General features: G+C 63.8%; 15 protein-coding genes and 4 pseudogenes. 9 read left to right on the top strand and 10 right to left on the bottom strand.

The window, feature by feature from the left end:
* Positions 1-5: 5 nt before the first annotated feature.
* Complete coding sequence (locus tag F4827_RS19245; protein WP_183725999.1) at positions 6-3,146, top strand: multidrug efflux RND transporter permease subunit; 3,141 nt, start codon at positions 6-8, stop codon at positions 3,144-3,146.
* 41 nt (positions 3,147-3,187) lie between these two features.
* On the opposite strand, the gene F4827_RS19240 is transcribed toward F4827_RS19245, so the two are convergent.
* Positions 3,188-3,760 (bottom strand): cupin domain-containing protein, encoded by a 573-nt coding sequence (locus tag F4827_RS19240; protein ID WP_183725997.1) that lies wholly within the window; start codon positions 3,758-3,760, stop codon positions 3,188-3,190.
* 512 nt (positions 3,761-4,272) lie between these two features.
* On the opposite strand from F4827_RS19240, the gene F4827_RS19235 reads away from it, so the two are divergent.
* Together F4827_RS19235 and F4827_RS19230 are read left to right on the top strand one after the other, a co-directional pair.
* On the top strand, positions 4,273-5,340 hold the full coding sequence (locus tag F4827_RS19235) for an SGNH/GDSL hydrolase family protein (protein ID WP_183725995.1): 1,068 nt from the start codon (positions 4,273-4,275) through the stop codon (positions 5,338-5,340).
* A gap of 80 nt (positions 5,341-5,420) precedes the next feature.
* Complete coding sequence (locus tag F4827_RS19230) at positions 5,421-5,750, top strand: helicase (RefSeq protein ID WP_183725993.1); 330 nt, start codon at positions 5,421-5,423, stop codon at positions 5,748-5,750.
* Here F4827_RS19230 and F4827_RS19225 read toward each other — a convergent pair.
* The 3 genes from F4827_RS19225 to F4827_RS19215 form a co-directional block, all read right to left on the bottom strand.
* A complete protein-coding gene (locus F4827_RS19225; protein ID WP_183725991.1) occupies positions 5,747-6,400 on the bottom strand; it encodes a hypothetical protein in 654 nt (217 codons plus the stop codon). The genes F4827_RS19230 and F4827_RS19225 overlap by 4 nt on opposite strands.
* 10 nt (positions 6,401-6,410) lie before the next feature.
* Complete coding sequence (locus tag F4827_RS19220) at positions 6,411-6,773, bottom strand: translation initiation factor Sui1 (RefSeq protein ID WP_183725989.1); 363 nt, start codon at positions 6,771-6,773, stop codon at positions 6,411-6,413.
* Between the two features lie 120 nt (positions 6,774-6,893).
* Positions 6,894-7,466, bottom strand: a complete 573-nt coding sequence (locus F4827_RS19215) for a PadR family transcriptional regulator (protein WP_183725987.1) — start codon at positions 7,464-7,466, stop codon at positions 6,894-6,896.
* Positions 7,467-7,612: 146 nt separating this feature from the next.
* On the opposite strand from F4827_RS19215, the gene F4827_RS19210 reads away from it, so the two are divergent.
* Both F4827_RS19210 and F4827_RS19205 read left to right on the top strand, forming a co-directional pair.
* Positions 7,613-9,637, top strand: coding sequence for an NADPH-dependent 2,4-dienoyl-CoA reductase (locus F4827_RS19210; protein ID WP_183725985.1), 2,025 nt, complete (start codon positions 7,613-7,615; stop codon positions 9,635-9,637).
* 36 nt (positions 9,638-9,673) lie between these two features.
* Positions 9,674-10,108 carry a nuclear transport factor 2 family protein gene (locus tag F4827_RS19205; protein WP_183725983.1) on the top strand — a complete coding sequence of 145 codons (435 nt, stop codon included), beginning with the start codon at positions 9,674-9,676 and terminating at the stop codon, positions 10,106-10,108.
* A gap of 21 nt (positions 10,109-10,129) precedes the next feature.
* On the opposite strand, the gene F4827_RS19200 is transcribed toward F4827_RS19205, so the two are convergent.
* Positions 10,130-11,125, bottom strand: a complete 996-nt coding sequence (locus tag F4827_RS19200; protein WP_260175305.1) for an Ig-like domain-containing protein — start codon at positions 11,123-11,125, stop codon at positions 10,130-10,132.
* Positions 11,126-11,271: 146 nt separating this feature from the next.
* Between F4827_RS19200 and F4827_RS19195 the strand changes: the two genes are divergently transcribed.
* Positions 11,272-12,750 carry an MFS transporter gene (locus F4827_RS19195; RefSeq protein ID WP_183725980.1) on the top strand — a complete coding sequence of 493 codons (1,479 nt, stop codon included), beginning with the start codon at positions 11,272-11,274 and terminating at the stop codon, positions 12,748-12,750.
* 133 nt (positions 12,751-12,883) lie between these two features.
* Positions 12,884-13,003: pseudogene (locus tag F4827_RS35415) on the top strand (DMSO reductase); the annotation flags it as partial.
* 52 nt (positions 13,004-13,055) lie between these two features.
* Here the strand turns inward: F4827_RS35415 and F4827_RS19190 are convergent.
* Positions 13,056-13,883, bottom strand: a pseudogene (locus tag F4827_RS19190) (LysR substrate-binding domain-containing protein); the annotation flags it as partial.
* Between the two features lie 120 nt (positions 13,884-14,003).
* On the opposite strand from F4827_RS19190, the gene F4827_RS19185 reads away from it, so the two are divergent.
* A complete protein-coding gene (locus F4827_RS19185; RefSeq protein ID WP_183725976.1) occupies positions 14,004-14,663 on the top strand; it encodes an ureidoglycolate lyase in 660 nt (219 codons plus the stop codon).
* Here the strand turns inward: F4827_RS19185 and F4827_RS19180 are convergent.
* Together F4827_RS19180 and F4827_RS19175 are read right to left on the bottom strand one after the other, a co-directional pair.
* A pseudogene (locus tag F4827_RS19180) lies at positions 14,644-14,859 on the bottom strand (hypothetical protein); the annotation flags it as partial. The gene F4827_RS19185 and the pseudogene F4827_RS19180 sit on opposite strands and share 20 nt — an antisense overlap.
* A gap of 58 nt (positions 14,860-14,917) precedes the next feature.
* Positions 14,918-15,118 (bottom strand): hypothetical protein, encoded by a 201-nt coding sequence (locus F4827_RS19175; protein WP_183725972.1) that lies wholly within the window; start codon positions 15,116-15,118, stop codon positions 14,918-14,920.
* 228 nt (positions 15,119-15,346) lie between these two features.
* Here F4827_RS19175 and katE point away from each other — a divergent pair, with 228 nt between their 5' ends.
* Positions 15,347-17,464 (top strand): catalase HPII, encoded by a 2,118-nt coding sequence (katE, locus tag F4827_RS19170; RefSeq protein WP_183725970.1) that lies wholly within the window; start codon positions 15,347-15,349, stop codon positions 17,462-17,464.
* Between the two features lie 157 nt (positions 17,465-17,621).
* Here katE and F4827_RS19165 read toward each other — a convergent pair whose 3' ends face one another.
* Both F4827_RS19165 and F4827_RS35410 read right to left on the bottom strand, forming a co-directional pair.
* Positions 17,622-18,668: an acyl-CoA dehydrogenase family protein gene (locus F4827_RS19165; protein WP_183725968.1), complete on the bottom strand. Its 1,047-nt coding sequence runs from the start codon at positions 18,666-18,668 to the stop codon at positions 17,622-17,624.
* A gap of 140 nt (positions 18,669-18,808) precedes the next feature.
* Positions 18,809-19,003: pseudogene (locus F4827_RS35410) on the bottom strand (PRC-barrel domain-containing protein); the annotation flags it as partial.
* Between the last annotated feature and the right edge of the window lie 239 nt (positions 19,004-19,242).

The raw sequence follows: 19,242 nt of genomic DNA, 5'->3' as shown, positions 1-19,242 counted from the left end.
CACGCGTGCCTTTCTTTTTTATCGACAGACCGGTGTTCGCGTGGGTGATCGCGCTGGCGGTCATGGTGGCGGGCGCCTTCGCCATCACGCAATTGCCGGTGGCGCAATACCCGCGTCTTTCGCCACCGCGCATCGTGGTGATCGCGTCCTATCCGGGCGCGTCGGCGCAAACCGTGGACGACAACGTCGCCAGCATCATCGAGGAAAGTCTCGACGGTGCGGACGGCATGCTTTATTACGAAACCACCAGCGACGGTCTCGGCAATCTGGAGATCGACGTGACGTTCGCGCCGGCGACCAATCCGGATATTGCGCTGGTCGATGTGCAGAACCGCATCAAGCAGATCGAAGCCCGTTTGCCGCAAGCGGTCGTGCAGCAGGGCGTGAACGCCGTGAAGGCGTCCAATACGTTCCTGATGCTGGTGGCGCTCACTTCGACGGACGGCTCGCGCGACTCCGCGCAGCTCGCGGACTATCTCAACCGTTATCTGCTACGCGAACTCAAACGCGCGCCCGGCGTGGGCGAGGCGGAACTGTGGGACTCGGACGAAGCCATGCGCATCTGGGTCGATCCGTGGCGCCTGCGCGAATACGGTCTCACCGCAGGCGAGGTGACGAGCGCGATCACGGCGCAGAACGCACCGGTCACGGCGGGCACGATCGGCGATGCGCCGTTTGCGCCCGGCCAGCAGACCAGCGCTTCGGTCGATGTGACGGGGCAGCTCGATACGCCGCAGCAGTTCGGCGATATCGTGCTCAAGGCCAAGCCCGATGGCTCGATCGTGCACATGCGCGACATCGCGCGCGTGGAGCTGGGCCGCAGCGACTATTCGTTCTTCTCGCGGTTGAACGGGCGGCCTGCCGCGACGGTGGGCATTCAGCTCGGGCCGCGCGGCAATGCGCTCGAAACCTCGGACGCGATTCGTGCGCGGCTTGCTGAATTGTCGAAGCATCTGCCGCCGGGCGTCGCCGTGGAAATCCCGTTCGACAGCGCTCATTTCGTGCGCGTGGCGATCCGCGAAGTGGTGATCACGCTGCTCGAAGCCATCGTGCTGGTGTTCTGCGTGATGTGGCTGTTCCTGCGCGATCTGCGGGCGACGCTGGTGCCCACCGTCGTGATCCCGGTCACGCTGATGGGCGCGTTTCTCGCGCTCTATATGGGCGGCATGTCGATCAATGTGTTCACGCTTTTCGGGCTCGTGCTGGCGATCGGTATTCTGGTCGATGACGCCATCGTGGTGGTGGAGAGCGTGCACCGCGCGATGCACGAAGAAGGGCTCGCGCCGCGCGAGGCGACCCGGCGCGCCATGTCGCGCATCGGCGGGGCGATCGTCGGCGTGACGGCGGTGCTCACGGCCGTGTTCGTGCCGATGGCGTTCTTCACCGGCAATGTGGGCGGCATCTATCGACAGTTCGCAGTGGCGATGATTGCATCGATGCTGGTGTCGTCGTTCATGGCGCTCTCGCTTACGCCTGCGTTGTGCGCGAGCATGCTCAGGAAACCGAAGCATATCGAGGCGCATGGCACGTCGCGCGCCGCGCGTGTGTCGCGTGGGTATCGTGGCCTCGTGCTGAAGCTGTTGCGTCGCAGCCGCCGCGTGCTGGCGATCTACGTGTTGCTGATTGGCGCGGTGGCGTGGCTCTACTGGCAGATGCCGCAAGGCTTCCTGCCCGCCGAGGACGAAGGCCAGCTACAGGTGATGATCCAGCTGCCCGCGGGCGCGACCCAGGCCCGTACGCTGGCGGTCGTGCAGCGCGTGGAGCAGATCCTGCGCAATGAAAGCGCCGTCGATAACGTGACGAGCGTGGTGGGCTGGAGCTTCGCGGGCAGTGGACAGAACGTGGGCATGGCGTTCGTCGATCTCAAGGACTGGGAGCATCGTTCGATGAGCGCGCAGGTCTTGCGCGACCGGCTCAACGACAGGTTCGGCGCGATTCTCGACGGCGACGTGGAGGCCACGCTGCCTTCGCCGGTGCCCGGTATCGGCCATGCGGAAGGCTTCACGTTCCGGCTGGAGGATCGCGGCGGCGTGGGCATGGAGGCGCTGAAGGCGGCACGCGGCCAGTTGATCGATGCGGCTGCGAAAAGCCCGGTGCTGGCGGGCGTGCATTCGGAGGATCTGCCGGACGCGCCGCGCGTCGCGCTCGATATCGACCGCGCGAAGGCTTACGCGTTCGGCGTGCCGTTTGGCAATATCGCCGATCTGCTGAGCACCACCTTCGGCTCGACCTATGTGGACGACTTCCCGGCGGGCGGGCGCATGCGCCGCGTGATCGTGTCCGCCGATGCGGGCGCGCGCATGGCCGACCGGCAACTGCTCGACCTGCCGGTGCAGACGGGCACCGGCTCGACGGTGGCGCTTTCGGCGCTGGCGACGACGCGCTGGACGCGCGGGCCGGTGATGCTCACGCGCTACAACGGCTATCCGTCGCTCGACGTGAGCGGGCGCGAGTCGTCTGGCCACAGTTCGGGTGACGCCATGGCGGAGATGGAGCGGCTGGCCGGCGATCTGCCCTCGGGCGTCGCCTACGAATGGACCGACACCGCCTTCGAGCAGATCGAGGCCGCGCGCGATACGCCCTTGCTGCTGGGCCTATCGGTACTGGCGGTGTTCATGGTGCTGGCCGCGCTGTACGAAAGCTGGATCACGCCCGCCGCGGTGCTGCTGGTGGTGCCGCTGGGCACGCTCGGCGCAGTCGTGGCGATGCTGATGCGGGGGCTGCCCAACGACATCTACTTCAAGGTGGGGCTCGTAACGGTGGTCGGGCTGACGGCCAAGAACGCGATCCTGATCGTGCAGGCGGCGAACGCCAGGCGTCTACGCGGTCTGCGCGCGGGCCCGGCCGTGGTGGCCGCGTGCGCGGAGCGGCTCAGGCCGATCGTGATGACATCGGCGGCCTTCGTGCTGGGCGTCGTGCCGCTGGCGCTTTCGCACAGCGCGGGCGCGGAGAGCCGCCATTCGATCGGCACGGGTGTGCTGGGCGGCGTGCTGGCGGCGACGGCGCTCGGGCTGGTGTTTGCTCCGGTGCTGTATTGCGCGGTGGCCACGCGCCCGCCCAAGCGCATCGCGGGGAGGTCGGGCGGGCTGCGCGGCAGACGCAGATCCGCGCGAGGCGAACCTGCCTTCGAGGAAAGTACCCATTGATCCGCTCGCGTGCGTGAGCGCAGCTTGCGCCGCGCACGCACTCAGAAAAGCCGTGGCGTGCCCACCCAGACCAGCACGGCTTCCTCGTCGCGCAAATTCGTCCAGCTGTGCGGCACCGTCGATTCGTAATGGGCGCTATCGCCCGCTCCTAGCAGGAACGATTTGCCTTCCAGCGTGATCGTCACTTCGCCGCTGAGCACGTGGACGAATTCCTCGCCCGCATGCGTGGTGACCTCGCTGCGCTGCTGGCCCGGCGGCAAACGCACGAGTATCGCTTCGAGCTGGCGTCCGCCCGACTGGTTGGAAAGACGCGCGAACAGATTGGTCGAATCGGCGAAGGCGAAGTACTGCAGATCTTTATGGCGTCGCACGCAGCCTTCTTCGGTGGGCGTATCGACGAAATAGCTGACCGGCACGCCCAGCGCCTTGGCGATGCTCACCAGCGAGGTGATCGACGGGCTGGCGTGATCGCGCTCGACCTGCGAGAGAAAGGGTTTGGAAAGCTGCGAGAGGGTCGCGATATCGTCGAGGGTGCGGCCCTGCCGCTGGCGCAGCGACCGGATCTTGCTGCCGACGGAGACGACATTCTGGGTTTCGACGGTTTTCGATGCCATGGTCAAAGGCGGGTCTTTTGTAATGGAAGCGCGGGTTTCGCACCGGCATTGATGACTGTATGCGGGGCGAATTCATCTGATGAATGCGCAAATTCAACATTCATTTAAAGCCAGGTCTCCATAAAGCGCTTTTCCACCGATCCAGGCCATTCACGTGCGCGCTAGTCCCCGTGCGGCGCAACGAGTTTGTTTCGGTGTCCAGGTTATCTGTTTTGTTAAAAGGCTACTGATAATAGCATTGCCAGTCTGTTTTCAGAAAAGAGGATCTTCGGCCCGGTCGCGTCAGGGGATTATTCGAATGCATATCGAATGCAAATGGGATTGATGAATATTTAGAAATATATCGAGCAACTCAATACGGGAAGTTGACGAAAGAGTTTGATTCGCGGCGGCACTTACTGATTCGCATATTTACCGGTCAGCGCGCGCCGATCGCAAACTCTGGCCGCCCTGATACCAGGAAGCGAGCGGCGCGGTTATGCTTCGATACCGTCCAATCTTAGGAGCGTCCCATGCAGACAGTCCGTCGTTTCGCGTGCCTTGCGCTGGCAGCCGGTGTCATTAGCCTGTCCTTCACGTCGAACGCATTGGCGGATTCGTCCGCGTCGCAGCGAGGCCGTTACCAGGTCGTGTCGTTCGGCGATAGTCTTTCAGACGTTGGCACGTACGCGTATGCCCGCCAGTTTGGCGGTGGAACCTACACGACCAATCCAGGTGCGATTTCCGTAGCGCTCGTCGCGCAGCACTATGGTTCGAGCCTGGCGCCCGCATTGACGGGCGGCTTCGGCCAGCCGGGTGTGGTGCATCCCGATGGAACCGGCTATGCGCAAGGCGGCGCGCGAGTGGCCGCGCCGCCGAACCCAGGCGATGCGACCGGCGATACCGGCGAGTTGCAGACGCCGCTGACTTCGCAGGTTTCGGCCTATCTTCAGGCCCATACGCGTTTCAACGGTCAGCAACTCGTGCTGATGCAGGGCGGCGCGAACGACTTGCAGGATGCCTATGCGGCATGGGCGGGCATGGTGGCGAACGGCGGCAATCCCAACGCCTCCTTGCAGGCCGTCTTGCCTTCGCTGAAGCAGGCGGCGCAGCAACTGGGGGAACTGGTGCATAACGTGCAACAGCACGGCGCGACCCATATCGTGGTGCAGAACGTGCCCGATATCAGCAAGGCGCCGATTGCCAACCTGCTTGATCAACAATTGCCGGGCTCGGCGAAAGTGCTTCGGCGCATGGCCCAGGCATTCAACGCCGCGCTGGATGACGCGCTGCCCGCCTCGCCTGCCGTGCTGCGCATCGACGCCTTCACGTTCATCGACGAGGTATCGAAGAACTATCGCCAACTGGGCTTTCGCTACGACGGCAGCGTCGGCACCAACGTAGCCTGCGCGCCCGCCAGTCTGCCCGCGGCATTCCAGGCCGACGACGCCAGCGCGCTTTTCTGTTCGCGCGCGACCTATGTTTCACCGCATGCCGACGAGATCTATATGTTCGCCGACGCCTATCATCCGGGCACGCATCTGCAACGGCTCATCGCCGATTACGTCGTGGCCCAGATCGATCCGTGGTTGCACAAATAGCCGCTAAATACCGTGGAAGAGCGGGCCTGGCCCGCTCTGACGCGCTGTTAGAATGGCTCCCTTTTTTGTGGGAGAGGCAAATGTCCTGGTTCATTTACGAAGTGCCCGAATTCAACGAAGACGCTGCGCGCATCGAGCCCTTCAGCGATCTGCGCAGCCGCGTCGTCAAGCTCAGCGGCCAGGCGATGGCCGACGAGCTGGAGAGCGTGCGCGAGAACGCTGCGTCGACGGCGAACACGCCCACGCGTGCGCTGCCTGGCGCGGAGAATCCGCACGTATTCCCGATCCCCTATGCCGACTCGATGATCCTGGTCGGCTTTATTTTCGAACTGGCGCGAGAGGGGCGGCAACTGGTGGTGTCGCCCGTGGAAATGCCCTGGCTCAAAGACGCCGTCCAGGCAGCGAGCTAGGCCGCGAGATTGTCTTCGCAATCCTTCCAGTAGCGCAGCGGATCCTGGTGCTGCGGATAGTTGGCGTCGAGCCACACGGACAGCTTGTGCCAGTCTGGATGGTGCGTTCCCGTTTTCGCCGACCAGGTTGCGGATCGCTCCAGAATCCGGTTGGTTTCGCGGTCGCGCACGATCAGGCTGCCCAGCCCGCTGGTGCTGTTGGCCTGCGCTTCGAGCTGGTATCTGGGCAGGATTCTGACTTCGGCGTCTTCGGCCCAGCCGTACAGTGCGCGAACCACGCCAGCGGCATCGCGCAACTCGATCGGGCCGCTCGGCGGGCGAACCGCTGACCAGCCTTCGGGAAATTCGGCAACGACCTCATGGGTGCCTTCCCGCACCCACTTCATGCGCCACGCGCGCGCCATCGCCTCGCGCATGGCGGAGACCGACTTATAGCCCGCAGGCAGTTCGATCCCTGCCGGCAACGTAATGAGGTTGTCTTTCCAGAGCCGGGATTCGTCGTCGGGAAGCGGGGGGCGTTTCACCTCGGCAAAAGGCGAGGCTTCGAACGGGTTCTCGGGCCGGCTCGACGTTTTGACGCTCGTAGCGGGCAGTCCTTCGAAAAGCCGTTCGGCATCCAGACGCGTGAGTTTCGGTTTTGCTTTCTTCATGTGTTCCTCTTCAGCCGCCGGCCCGCTTTACGCTATGGCCGGCTTTTTTGAGCGCGTCCATGACGCGCTCGCAATGGTCGCCCTGTATTTCGATGACGCCGTCTTTGACCGTACCGCCCGATCCGCAGGCCGTACGCAACTGTTTGCCCAATGCGGCCAGCGCATCGGGATCGAGCGCCAGGCCTTTGACGATGGTGACGCTCTTGCCGCCCCGGCCCTTGGTCTCGCGGCTGACGCGGGCGATGCCGTCGCCTGCCGGGCACGCCCTGGCCGTTGCCTTGCAGACGCATTGCGCCAGCGGGCGTCTGCATTCGGGGCACATGCGGCCGCCCTCCGTCGAATAGACGAGGCCGCTTTTTGAACTGCTATTCATGATGGGATGACCTGACGCTTTGAAAGCCGATAATCGGCGAGTTTAGCCGACAGCGCCTGTTATACCGCCATCGACCGCAAGCGTGGACGGCTGGCCCGGCTCTGCTTGCCAATCTCGTGACTATTTCCGCTTTGGCCTGTTTCGTTCCGGTCTGCTCGTGCGAAGTGGCATTTGCAACGCGGCCTGTGCCTCCTTCAGTAACTCAAGCCAGTTTTCCTCGTAGCGAACCCCGGCGCGCAAAACCAGATGGTGCAGGGCGGTTTCGCGATCCTGCGGCTCGGTGGGGAAGTCTTTTTGCTCGATTTCCCGGTATAGCGCGAGTTTCGCTTCATGCAGGCCGATACGTCGGCGAACTTCTTCGTCCAGTCCGGTCGGCCCGACGGCGGCTTCGGCGCGCAGGCGAACCATGAATTCATCGCGCAGTGCGGCTGGCTCGTCTTCCTGCGCGACCCAGGCCCTCAACTCATCGCGCCCGGCCGCCAGGATCCGGTATGCGCGTTTGCGCCCCCGGGTGGATTGCTCCGGAAGCGATTCGATCAGACCCGCTTCCTCCAGACGCGCCAGTTCCCGATAGATCTGCTGATGGGTAGCGTGCCAGAAATAGCCGATCGAACGGTCGAAGCGGGCAGCCAGTTCCGATCCGGAGCAGGACCGTTCGACCAGCGCGGTAAGCAAGGCGTGCGGAAGCGACATCGATGCAGATCAGTTGGCACATCGGCCCGAAAATCGGGGCAGGGAGGGTCGAATAGAGGAGGTTTTCGAAATTCTCGCATCTGCTTGACTCTCCATGCAACTGGTTGCATTATCGAGCGCACCTTAATGCAACCAGTTGCATAAACATGACAAATCCCTATCCCCACTTGCTGCGTCCGCTCGACCTGGGCTTCACGACCCTCAAAAACCGCGTGTTGATGGGCTCCATGCACGTTGGCCTCGAAGAAGCGCCGAACGGTTTCGAGCGCATGGCCGCGTTCTATGCGGAGCGTGCGCGCGGCGAAGCGGGGCTGATCGTGACGGGCGGCATCGCGCCGAACGAACGCGCGCGCCCCATGCACGGCGGCGCCATGCTGACGACCGAGGAGGAGGCCGGGCGGCACCGCGTCATCACGCGCGCCGTGCACGCCGAAGGCGGCAAGATCGCCATGCAGATCCTGCATTTCGGCCGCTATTCGTATCAGCCGATGCTGGTTGCGCCCAGTGCGCTGCAAGCCCCCATTAACCCGTTCAAGCCTCACGCGTTGAGCGACGAAGAGGTCGAGGAGACCATCGACGACTTCGTGCGCTGCGCGGCGCTGGCGCAGCACGCGGGCTACGACGGCGTGGAAATCATGGGCTCCGAGGGCTACCTCATCAACGAGTTCATTGCGAGTCGCACCAATCATCGTACCGATCGCTGGGGCGGCAGCTATGAGAACCGCATGCGTTTTCCCGTGGAGATCGTGCGGCGTGTGCGCGAGCGCGCCGGCAGCCAGTTCATCATCATTTACCGGCTGTCGATGCTCGATCTGGTGGAGGGCGGCTCGACCCTGGAGGAAGTGATCCAGCTGGCCCAGGCCATCGAGCAGGCGGGCGCGACCATCATCAACACCGGCATTGGCTGGCACGAGGCGCGCATTCCCACCATCGCCACCAAGGTGCCGCGCGGCGCGTGGGCCTGGGTTACGCAGCAACTGATGGGCAAGGTGTCGGTGCCGCTGGTGGCCACCAACCGCATCAACACGCCCGAACTCGCCGAACAGCTACTCGCCGATGGCGTGTGCGATATGGTGTCGATGGCGCGTCCGTTCCTTGCCGACGCCGATTTCGTGCGCAAGGCGCGCGAGGGCCGCGCCGATGAGATCAATACCTGCATCGGCTGCAATCAGGCCTGTCTCGACCACACCTTCGCGGGCAAGGTGACGTCCTGCCTCGTCAATCCGCGCGCGTGCCACGAGACGGAAATCGTCATCAAGCCGGCCACGCAGACCCGGCGTGTCGCCATCGTGGGCGCGGGGCCGGCCGGTCTCGCCTGTGCGGTGACGGCGGCCAGCCGTGGGCATAAGGTCACGCTCTTTGAAGCGGGTCACGAGATTGGCGGCCAGTTCAATATCGCCAAAGAAGTGCCGGGCAAGGAGGAATTCAACGAAACGCTGCGTTACTTCCGTCGCCAGATCGAATTGACCGGCGTCGAGTTGCGACTGGACACGCGCGCGAGCGCCGAAGCCCTGCTGCAGGAAGGCTTCGATGAAATCGTCGTGGCGACGGGCGTGCTGCCGCGTGAACTGCACATCGATGGCGCGCAGCATGCCAAGGTGCTGGGCTATCTCGACGTATTGCGCGACGGCAGGCAGGTGGGTTCGAACGTGGCGATTGTGGGCGCGGGGGGCATTGGCTTCGACGTGGCCGAATACCTTGTGCATGAGGGCAAATCAGCGAGTCTCGATGCGCAAAAGTTCTTCGCCGAATGGGGCGTGGATACGCATTACACCGAACGCGGCGGCCTGCGCCGCGCTGCGCCCGGGCCGGCTGCGCGCAAAGTCCATCTGCTTCAGCGCCGCGCTTCGAAGGTTGGCGACAATCTCGGCAAGACGACGGGCTGGATTCACCGCACGGCATTGAAGGTGCGCGGCGTCGGCATGTCGTCTTCGGTGGAGTATCGGCGCATCGACGATGAAGGTCTGCATGTGAGCATCGACGGCGTACCGCAGACGCTCGCCGTGGATAACGTCGTGATCTGCGCAGGGCAGGAGCCGCTGCGCGAACTGGCCGATCAACTGGAGGCCGCGGGCCGCAAGGTTCACGTGATCGGCGGCGCCGCGAAGGCGGCGGAACTCGACGCGAAACGCGCCATTCACGAAGGCACCACGCTGGCCGCTTCGCTATAGGCACGCAGTCGTCCTCACATTCAATCCGGAGTCCATATGAACGACGCAGCACTGAATCTGCCGCCCGCCGTGGCGCGCTCGCTGGCGATCTGGCACGAACTCGTGGTCAGCAAGGATCTTGGCAGGCTGGAGTCGATCGTTCATCCCGATGCCGTGTTCCGCTCGCCGATGGCATTCAAGCCGTACGGTCCCGCGCCCGCGTTGCTGATGGCGTTGCGCACGGTGATCACGATTTTCGAGGACTTTACCTATCACCGCCAGTTCAGCAGCGCCGATGGCCACGACATCGTGCTGGAATTCAGCGCGACGGTGCAGGACAAGCAGCTCAAGGGCATCGATATGATCCGCTTCGACGAAACGGGGCGCATTGTCGAGTTCGAGGTGATGATTCGCCCATTCAATGCGCTGCAGGTGCTGGGCGCGGAAATGGGCGCCCGTCTTGCGCAGTTCCTGCCGGCTTACAAGGTGTAGGCGAGGCTTTGAAGCGCAGCGTTACGCGTGCGGCTGCTCAAGCCACGCGCGCTCATGCGGATCCGAGGTGGTGAACGACCACTGCAGATCGAAGGGCGCGTTTGCTACGCCGTATTGCTGCGTGAGCCGGCCGGTTGCATGCACCGTGTAGGTCGTTTGCGGGCGCAATGGCGAGAATGGCGTACAGACGGCCGTGTTGCGCCCGGCATCGGCGGCGCTCAGGGGCGCGATCTGGCAGCGCACTTTCTTGCCATGGCCGTCGCGTAGCTCGAAGGTGGCGAGTTCGATGTGGGCGTTGGTGCCGCCCGAGAGCGTGATGGGGTAGCCGAGCACCGCGCCGCGATAGCGCGTGTCGGGGCCCATCGGGTCCGGCTGCTCGATGTCCTGCCACGCGAGCGGCGCGTCCTTCTGCCCGTCGTAGGGATAGGCCACGAGTTCGGTGGCGCCGATGGCGGGCTGCGGGTCCGCGAAATCGACCACGATGATCTCGCTATTGCCCGAAGCGACCGCTTCGCCAGCGCGGGCCCAGTCGTAGAGCATCGCGCCGCGATGGTAGGGCGAATCGAAAATCTCCGCGATTGGCCGCTGCGGCGCGCGCTGTCCGCCGTAGACGGCGAACACTTCGCTGGCGCCCGCGGTCTGCGTATGCAAACGCACGCGCGCGGTCACGTCGGCGGCTGAAAAACCGGGCAAGCCGGCGCTTTCCTCGTGGCCCGTTGCGCGATTCGTTTGCAGATACGAGGCGTGCGCGGCGGCCGCTTTGGCGACCAGCGGATCGGATGCGAGCGCGCCCAGACCCAGTTCCGCGCGCCGCGCATTGAGGTACGCGATGGCGGAGGTTTCATCCTTGCTGGCGAGCCCGGCTAGTGCCGCGTTGCCGGGCGCAGCGTGCAGCGTGATGCGCGGCCCGGTGTACGTCGGTTCGGATGCCTGATGCACGGCGGGTTGGGTGGCGCATCCGGCGAATTGCGCCAGGGCGAGGGAAATCAGGGCGGTAGAAAGCGGCAGGCGGTACATCGATTCTTCAGTTCATATCGACGCTTTGAGCGTCCTTCACTGCATATCGGCACAAAAGCCCGCGAGTTTAGGGCATCGCGGGCGGGTTGACTTGCCTCGCCGGCGCGAACAGACTCTGCTCACCATCGATCTGCACGGGAGCGGACTTGGCCCACCCCGATCTTCTCGATCGCGCCCCGAAGGCCGCGCGCGTGATCGCCGCGCAAGCCAGCCCGTGCGACAAGCTCGTCATCCACGCGCAGCCCACCCGCGTCGATCGCCCGTGCCGGCACAAGCGACTCGCGCTCGCCGCGACCATCCTGGGTTCGAGCATGGCCTTTATCGACGGCTCGGTCGTCAACGTGGCGTTGCCGTCGATTCAGCGCGAACTGGGTGCGAGCGTCGCGGCGATGCAGTGGGTCGTCGATGCGTATCTGCTGTTTCTCGGCTCGCTGGTGCTGGTTGGCGGGTCGATGGGCGACCTGCTCGGGCGTCGTACGGTTTTCATCGTTGGCATCGCGTTGTTTACGCTGGCGTCGGCGGCATGCGGATTCGCGCCGGACGCGGCCGCGCTGATCGCCGCGCGTGCAGTGCAAGGCGTCGGCGCGGCGCTGCTCGTGCCCAGCAGTCTTTCGATCATCGGCGCGGTCTTCGACGATACATCGCGCGGGCGGGCCATCGGCACCTGGGCGGGCGTGGGCGCGATCACTTCGGCGGTGGGGCCGGTGGCGGGCGGCTGGCTCGTCGACGCTTTTTCGTGGCGCGCGATCTTTTTTCTGAACGTGCCGCTTGCCGCGCTGACGATTGCGCTGGCCTTAACGTCGGTGCCCAACAGTCACAAGCTGGATGCGTCGCGGCAACTCGACTGGCCCGGCGCGATCACCGCCGCCGCCGGGCTGGCGGCGCTCACCTTCGGGCTGACGCAGGCATCGACGCGCGGCTTCGCTCATCCGCTCGTGCCCGGCGCAATCGGCACGGGCGTGCTCGTGCTTGGCGCCTTCGTGGCGATCGAATCGCGCAGCGCCAACCCCATGATGCCGCTCGATGTGTTCCGCTCGCGCGATTTCGTCGCCGCCAATCTCGTCACGCTGCTGCTTTACTTCGGGCTGGGTGGCGCGTTCTTTTTTCTGCCGTTCGCACTGATTCGTGCGCTTGGCTTTAGCGCGACCGATGCGGGCGCGGCACTGCTGCCGGTGCCGGTCGCGATAGGCCTGCTATCGCGCTTCACGGGCGGCCTGACGAACCGCTTCGGTTCGCGTGCGCTGTTGACGGCCGGGCCGGGTATCGCGGGCATCGGCTTCGCATTGCTGGCGTTGCCTTTCGTGCGCGCCGGCTATTGGGCCGGTTTCTTCCCGGCGCTCGTGATACTGGGGCTGGGCATGACGATCACGGTCGCGCCGCTGACGACGGTGGTGATGGGCGCGGTGTCGAGCGAGCGCACCGGCGTCGCCTCCGGCATCAACAATGCCGTGGCGCGCGTAGCCGGGCTGCTGGCGATTGCGGTGCTGGGCATCGTGTTCGTATGGACGCTCGCGTCGCGCTCCGATGCATACGCCATCCTGGAGGCGATGCGCGCCGTCGCCCTTGTCTGCGCGGCGGGTGCATTCGCAGCTGCGGCGATTGCTGCGTTCCTGATGCACCCGTAAGAATCGCCCCGGCAATGATGCGTCACGCCACTGCAGCACTGGCGTGCATCTGCGCGATGGCGAACTGCGCTATATCGGCGGCAATCGCGATCATCCGCTCAATCTGTTTCCGCAAAATCATCTGTGGTGGGACGTATTTACGCTGGCGAGCGCGTGCGCGGCGGCGGCTATTCAGTACGCCGGCCTCGTGGCGGAGCGCTGGTTTTTCTTTGCCGCGGCGCGGCACCCGCAGAATCTTGACCATCAGCGTTGATAGCGGGTTCCTGGAGGCTTGCGGCGAGGGCGGCGACACCCAGGAAGGTCTGCACGATTCCCCGCTTGCGCTGACTGTGAAGGCAGACCACCGAATCGATATTGCAGCCGCGTAGTTCATCGACGGGGATCGCGATGGTGCGCTTGCTCTCGGGCACCTCGCGCTCAAGCACGAACCCGATGCCGAGTCCCTGCCTGACGGCTTCGATCACCGCTTCGCGGCTTCCCAATTGCATGGCCGTCACAAGCTGAGCCTTGGCGCGCCGGGCGGCTTCGTCGACCATCCGCTGGGTATTGGAACCCGCTTCGCGTCGAATCACGGGAAAGGCAGCCAGATCGGCAAGCGAGACGCTCGCACAACGCGCGAGCGCGTGGCCCTTTGGTACGAGTGCCCGCATGTCCTGTTGCGCAATGGGGATCGAGGCCACGCGCGGGTCGCTTTTGGCATTGCCGATCACGGCCGCGTCGACGCGATATTCGATCAGATCGTCCCAAACCTCGCGCTGGCTGCCAAATGAAATGGAGATCTCGATCTCGGGATAGTGCTTGCGAAATGCGGCCACGACCTGAAGCACGACCTGCGGCCCGTCGGCGGCGAGCTTGAGGCTGCCGTGGCGGAACATCGTCGCCTGGCTCACCATGTCCTCGATCTGTTCCTCGGTCGAAAACATCTGCCGGGTCAGGTCGAAGAGCGGCCTGGCGGCTTCGGTGAGGTGGACGCCCTCGTTCGTGCGTACGAACAGCGCCTGCTTGCAGTCCTCTTCGAGATTGCGGATCTGCGTCGTAATGGCTGGCTGTGTCAGACCCAGCAGACTCGCGGCGCGGGTGAAGCTGCCCTCGCGAGCGACCGCGTCGAACGCCCTGAGCTGGAAATAGCGCATGGCCATCGTCGGTTCTCAAGATATAAATATGAATGTTCAAATATAGCATTCATATTAATTTGACTGACGATGTCGCGGCGTCCTAAGCTCATGATCCACTGGATCACTCATGAGATGGGTATGAGCAAAGCAATCGATTACCTCAACCCCGGCCTTCCTCGCGGCCTGCGTCGCGTGACGATGCCCGTCGTCGATGCGACGCCTGCAACGCTGGCAGGATACGGCAAGCTGGTTGCAGACCCGGCTGAATGCGAGGTCGAAATCGTGCCATGGCCCGCTACGGGAAAAAGACCGATCGATCCCGGTACGGGGGACGAAGGCGGGACCACTGAAGGCGTGTTTGTCAGCGAATGGCGCGGCGACATCCTCTATGGCAGCAACGAAGCCGTTGGCGGCCATTACGTTCTTGCGTATGCGACTGACCCGCAAGACGCGCGCGAAGATGCAACGCACAGGCCGGATCGCATGTTGCTTTGGCATGCGAACTATCATCCGGACGGCGGTCAACTGTTCTTTCCGCTCGATAACAAGCCCTTCTATGTGCCGCTGTCATTGCCGGGCGACGATATCACGCCCGAGAAATTTGTCTGTTTTCGCTTTGATGGGCGGCAAGGGCTCTATATCCACCCAAACATCTGGCACGAAGGCGTCTTCACGCTGGAAGGCACCCAGCGATTCTTCGACAAACAAGGTGCTGTGCATGCGCGCGTGTCGGTTGAATTCGCGGCGGAGTTTGGATGTCTGCTGGAAGCGCCTGTGGTCAACCGCCCAGCGCAATGATCGTCATTGTCAGCACGGCTCCCAGCAGCGTCATGGCGAAGCCCGCCTTCATCGCGCCCGCGCCGGTATAGCGGCCGAGCGCAAAGCCGGCGGCGAACAGCATGGCCAGCGTCAGCACGCGTGAAATGACGAGCGCGGCGATCAGATCCTTTACGAGAATGAACGGCAGCGCGACCGGAAAGGTTGAGGCGACGACCGTGTTGAGGACGGGTTCGCATTTTTCCGGCATGGGCGGATGCCGCTACGCTGGCGAATCACGAATGCGAATACTGGTCCGGATGCGGCGAATGTCGGCTGGTATGGCGACGATGGGCTTGTTTGCGGGTGGGTTTGCTGGCGTGGTGTGACTGAGGCGTGCTCTGACCTTCGCCGAAGTAATAGGTTTGCGATGCCTGGGCGTAGTCGATGGCCGGCAGGAGGAGAGCGATCAATAACAGCGTTTTGGGTGACTTCATGGCTTGGCCTTTGTGAAGCACGGGCTTGATTGCGCGACGTGCACCTGGCGCAGCATACAACACAGACGCCCGCGCTCGACTGCCAGATAAGAACCCACACGTGTCGGTTATATTTTCCATAGGCAGCGCAACTCGCGTTACGCCCAGACTTTCAGCGGTCATGTTCTCACCTGACGGCACAACGGCACAGGGATTGCGCTTCTGCAGACTTACCCTCAGGAGCCACGCATGCCACATCGCAATCGTCCCCAAAGCAAAAAGACCGCACAAGCCCATCAGCCCAATGACCCCGATGCCAAGTCGCAAAGCCTCGAACTCTTTCGCGCCTACCCCGAAGGCGAGGCGCTTCGTACCAATCAGGGCGTAAAGATCGCCGATAACCAGAACAGCCTGCGAGCGGGCACGCGTGGCCCAACCTTGCTCGAAGACTTCATCATGCGCGAGAAGATCACGCATTTCGATCACGAACGCATTCCCGAGCGGATCGTGCACGCGCGCGGTTCGGCGGCGCACGGCTATTTCCAGGTCTACGAATCTCAGGCCGCCATCACACGCGCGCACTTCCTGCAGGACCCATCGAAGACTACGCCTGTTTATGTACGCTTTTCGACGGTGCAAGGGCCGCGCGGCTCGGCGGATACCGTGCGCGACGTGCGCGGCTTTGCCACCAGGTTCTATACCGAAGAGGGCAATTTCGATCTGGTGGGCAATAACATGCCGGTGTTCTTTATCCAGGACGCAATCAAGTTTCCCGACTTCGTACACGCGGTGAAGCCCGAAGCGCCTAATGAAATGCCCACCGGCGCCTCCGCGCACGACACGTTCTGGGACTTCGTTTCGCTGGTGCCGGAAAGCGCGCACATGGTGATCTGGGCCATGTCCGATCGCGCGATCCCGAAAAGCTTGCGTACGATGGAAGGCTTTGGCGTGCACACGTTCCGGCTGATCGACGCAAAAGGACGCGCACGTTTCGTGAAATGGCACTGGCGTCCGGTGCTGGGTTCATATTCGCTGCTCTGGGACGAAGCGCAGAAAATCGCCGGTAAGGACCCCGATTTTCATCGGCGCGATCTTTGGGAAGCGATCGAACGCGGTGATTATCCGGAGTACGAATTAGGCGTGCAGATCGTTGAGGAAGCCGACGAGCACAAGTTCGACTTCGATCTGCTCGATCCGACCAAGCTGATTCCCGAAGAACTGGTGCCTGTCAAGCTGATCGGCAAGATGACGCTCAATCGCAACCCGGACAATTTCTTCGCCGAAACCGAACAGGTGGCCTTTCATCCGGGCCATATCGTGCCCGGCATCGATTTCACCAATGATCCGCTTTTGCAGGGGCGTTTGTTCTCTTATACCGATACGCAGATCAGCCGTCTTGGCGGACCGAATTTCCACGAAATTCCGATCAATCGCCCGGTGTGCCCTTTCCAGAACAATCAACGCGACGGGATGCATCGACAGACCATCAACGTGGGCGACGCGTCTTACGAGCCGAATTCAGTGGGCGAGGGCTGGCCGAAAGAAACCGCGCCGAAGGACGGCGGTTTCGAAAGCTATCAGGAGCGCATGGATGGTGTGAAGATCCGCGTGCGCAGCGAGTCGTTCGCCGATCACTTTTCGCAGGCGACGTTGTTTTATCAGAGCATGTCGGAACCGGAGAAAGCGCATATCCTCGCGGCGTATTCGTTCGAACTCGGCAAGGTCAAGCGGCCGGAGATACGCGAGCGCGTGGTCAATGAGATCCTCGTGAATATCGACGCGGATCTGGCTGGCAGCGTAGCCCAGGCGCTGGGACTGCCCAGGCCCAAGGCGGGAGCGAAGCGTCGCAAGCCAACGCTTGCGGCCTCGCCCGCGCTGAGTCTGCTCAATCGCGTGAAGCCTGGCATTGCCACGCGCAAGATCGCGATGCTAAGCGCGCCAGGGGGCGACGCCGCGACGCTCAAACAATTGCGCGATGCGTTCGCCAGGGAGGGCGCGAGTGCATGGTTGATCGCCCCGACGCTCGAACCCATCGACGGTCTGGTGCCTGACGCGACCATCGCCGGCATGCCTTCGGTGATGTTCGATGCGGTATTTGTCGTTGGCGGCGAGAAGGCGGCGCAAGCGCTCGTGCAATCGGGCGATGCGCGTCACTTCGTCAACGAGGCGTTCAAGCATCTCAAGGCGATTGGCGCGGTGGATACAGGGCGTTTGCTATTGAGCGCCGCACAGTTGCCCGATCACGCCGACGGCGTGGCCCAAGGCGATGCCGCCGATCTCAAGCGCGTACTGGCGGCCTTCATTGAGGCCGCCGGACAGCATCGCGTGTGGTCGCGTGCAGCGCTTGCCGAAACGGTTCCCGCGTGAGTCGTTGAGCGCGACAGCGCGGCGGTCGGTTCAGCGCGGCCGCCGCGCCGCGCGATGTCGCGTGACTTGGCGTCAGACCGGGAGATCGTCACGCAGACTTCGCCAGGTGCGTCGTCGAACTGGGGTGCGAGCCCGATCCACGGCGCCCGGCGAAGTATTACAGGGGCCAATCGTCGCGCGCATCGAGGGTGGCTGCGAGTTGGACCAGATCGGCTTCGGCGTGGCTTTGCCGCAAGAAGACCGGCAGGTCGGCGGCCATGCGTGCGAAGCGCGCGTCCTGGCAAAAAGGGCCTGCGCCCAGACCGCGCGCGCAAGCGTGCAGCACGCTTTGCACCGCGCTTTCGACCACGCCGCGCGTGCGTAGCGCAAGCTGCATGGCGGCCGCAGGCATGGCGTCGGGCGAGGAGTCGATCTGCTGGGCGCTCTCTTGCAGGTACGCGCGTGCGGCGGCCAATGCCACATCCGCTGCTCCGAGGTGCGCGCGCAAATGCGGGTTGTCGCGGCGCTGCGCCGCCTCCCGAAGGCGAGTGGCCAGCGCAATCGCGCCGCCGTACCAGCAGGCCGCGATGCCCGCGCCGCCGTGCCAGAAGCCGGTGCGCTGAACATAGGCGCCGCTTGCGCCGACCAGCGTGGCGTGGGCCTGGTCGAAATCGACCTCCACACTTTGCGTCGCCGCCATGCCCACGGCTGCCCAGCCGCGCGTGCTCACGTTCACGCCAGGTTGATCCAGCTTCACGGCGGCAAGCCAGTCCGCGCCTTGTGCGTCGACGCAGGTAACGAGTGCGTGCGAGACGATGTGCGCACCCGAACACCAGGCCTTGGTGCCACTCAGCCGCACCTGCGCGCCTTCGCGCGATGCAAAGCGCAGTTCATTTTGGCGCGAGCGTGCGGCCCAGACGGCCCAGATCGCGTCCTGGCGCTCCGACTCTGGCTCAAACGTTTCACACTCAAGCTCCGCGAGGATCGCCAGCGCGTCGGCGTGAGCTTCGTAGACCTTGATGAGCGAGAGATCGCGGGCGGCGACATCGGCAAGGAACTGCCAGCGCGCGAGCGTGTTCCCACCGCCCGGCGAGGGCAGCGCCGGGAAGGCCGCAACCAGCCGCCGCGATGCTAGCCCGAGCGTCTGCGCGTCCAGCGGCAGCGTTTCTTCGGCGAGTAAAGCGGACAGCGCCGTGCGCCAGTGCGCAGAAAGCGCGCGCGCCATTACAGCTTCACGCCGCCGGCTTCGGGCGGCTCCAGCGGTTCGTCGCAGGCTGCGCCCGTTTCGATGCGCTTCGCGTGCGCGAGGGGATCGCTTTGCCAGTGCGGGGTGGTGTGAAAGTACGCGTGGACCTGAGTGGTGGCGTAGGCAATGCGCCCGTGCTGCACATCGAGCATGACTTCCTTGATCTTGCCGAGATCCTCGTCATCCGAACTCAGCACGCGGTTACCTTCCAGCGTGTTCGCCGCCATGATGGCCGGGCCGGGACCCGCGGCGGTCTCGCTGCCTCTGCCGACAATGCGTGCACCGCTTTGCTGGGACTGGGGAGTGTTTGCCATGATGGCCTCCTGCAATGGAATCGGCTTTAGTGGGACTGACTGCTTGAGCAAGTCGTGCGCCCGGCGGGATCGGGATGATCTGCACGCCCGGCATCGCAATTGCTCTGTATTCCCCATGAGTTCCCCATGAGCGGGCAATAAAAAGCCGATTTGCAGCCTTGCGCATGCAGATGACCGGTATTCCTCGCGACGTGCGCGCCGACTTGAAAAGTTTGCGGCATTAAAAATCTAATTCCTGA

It is taken from the genome of Paraburkholderia bannensis, from assembly GCF_014200455.1.
GTDB lineage: Bacteria > Pseudomonadota > Gammaproteobacteria > Burkholderiales > Burkholderiaceae > Paraburkholderia > Paraburkholderia bannensis_A.
Note: the sequence above shows the minus strand (reverse complement) of the source record. Positions and strands in the feature narration are given on the sequence as shown.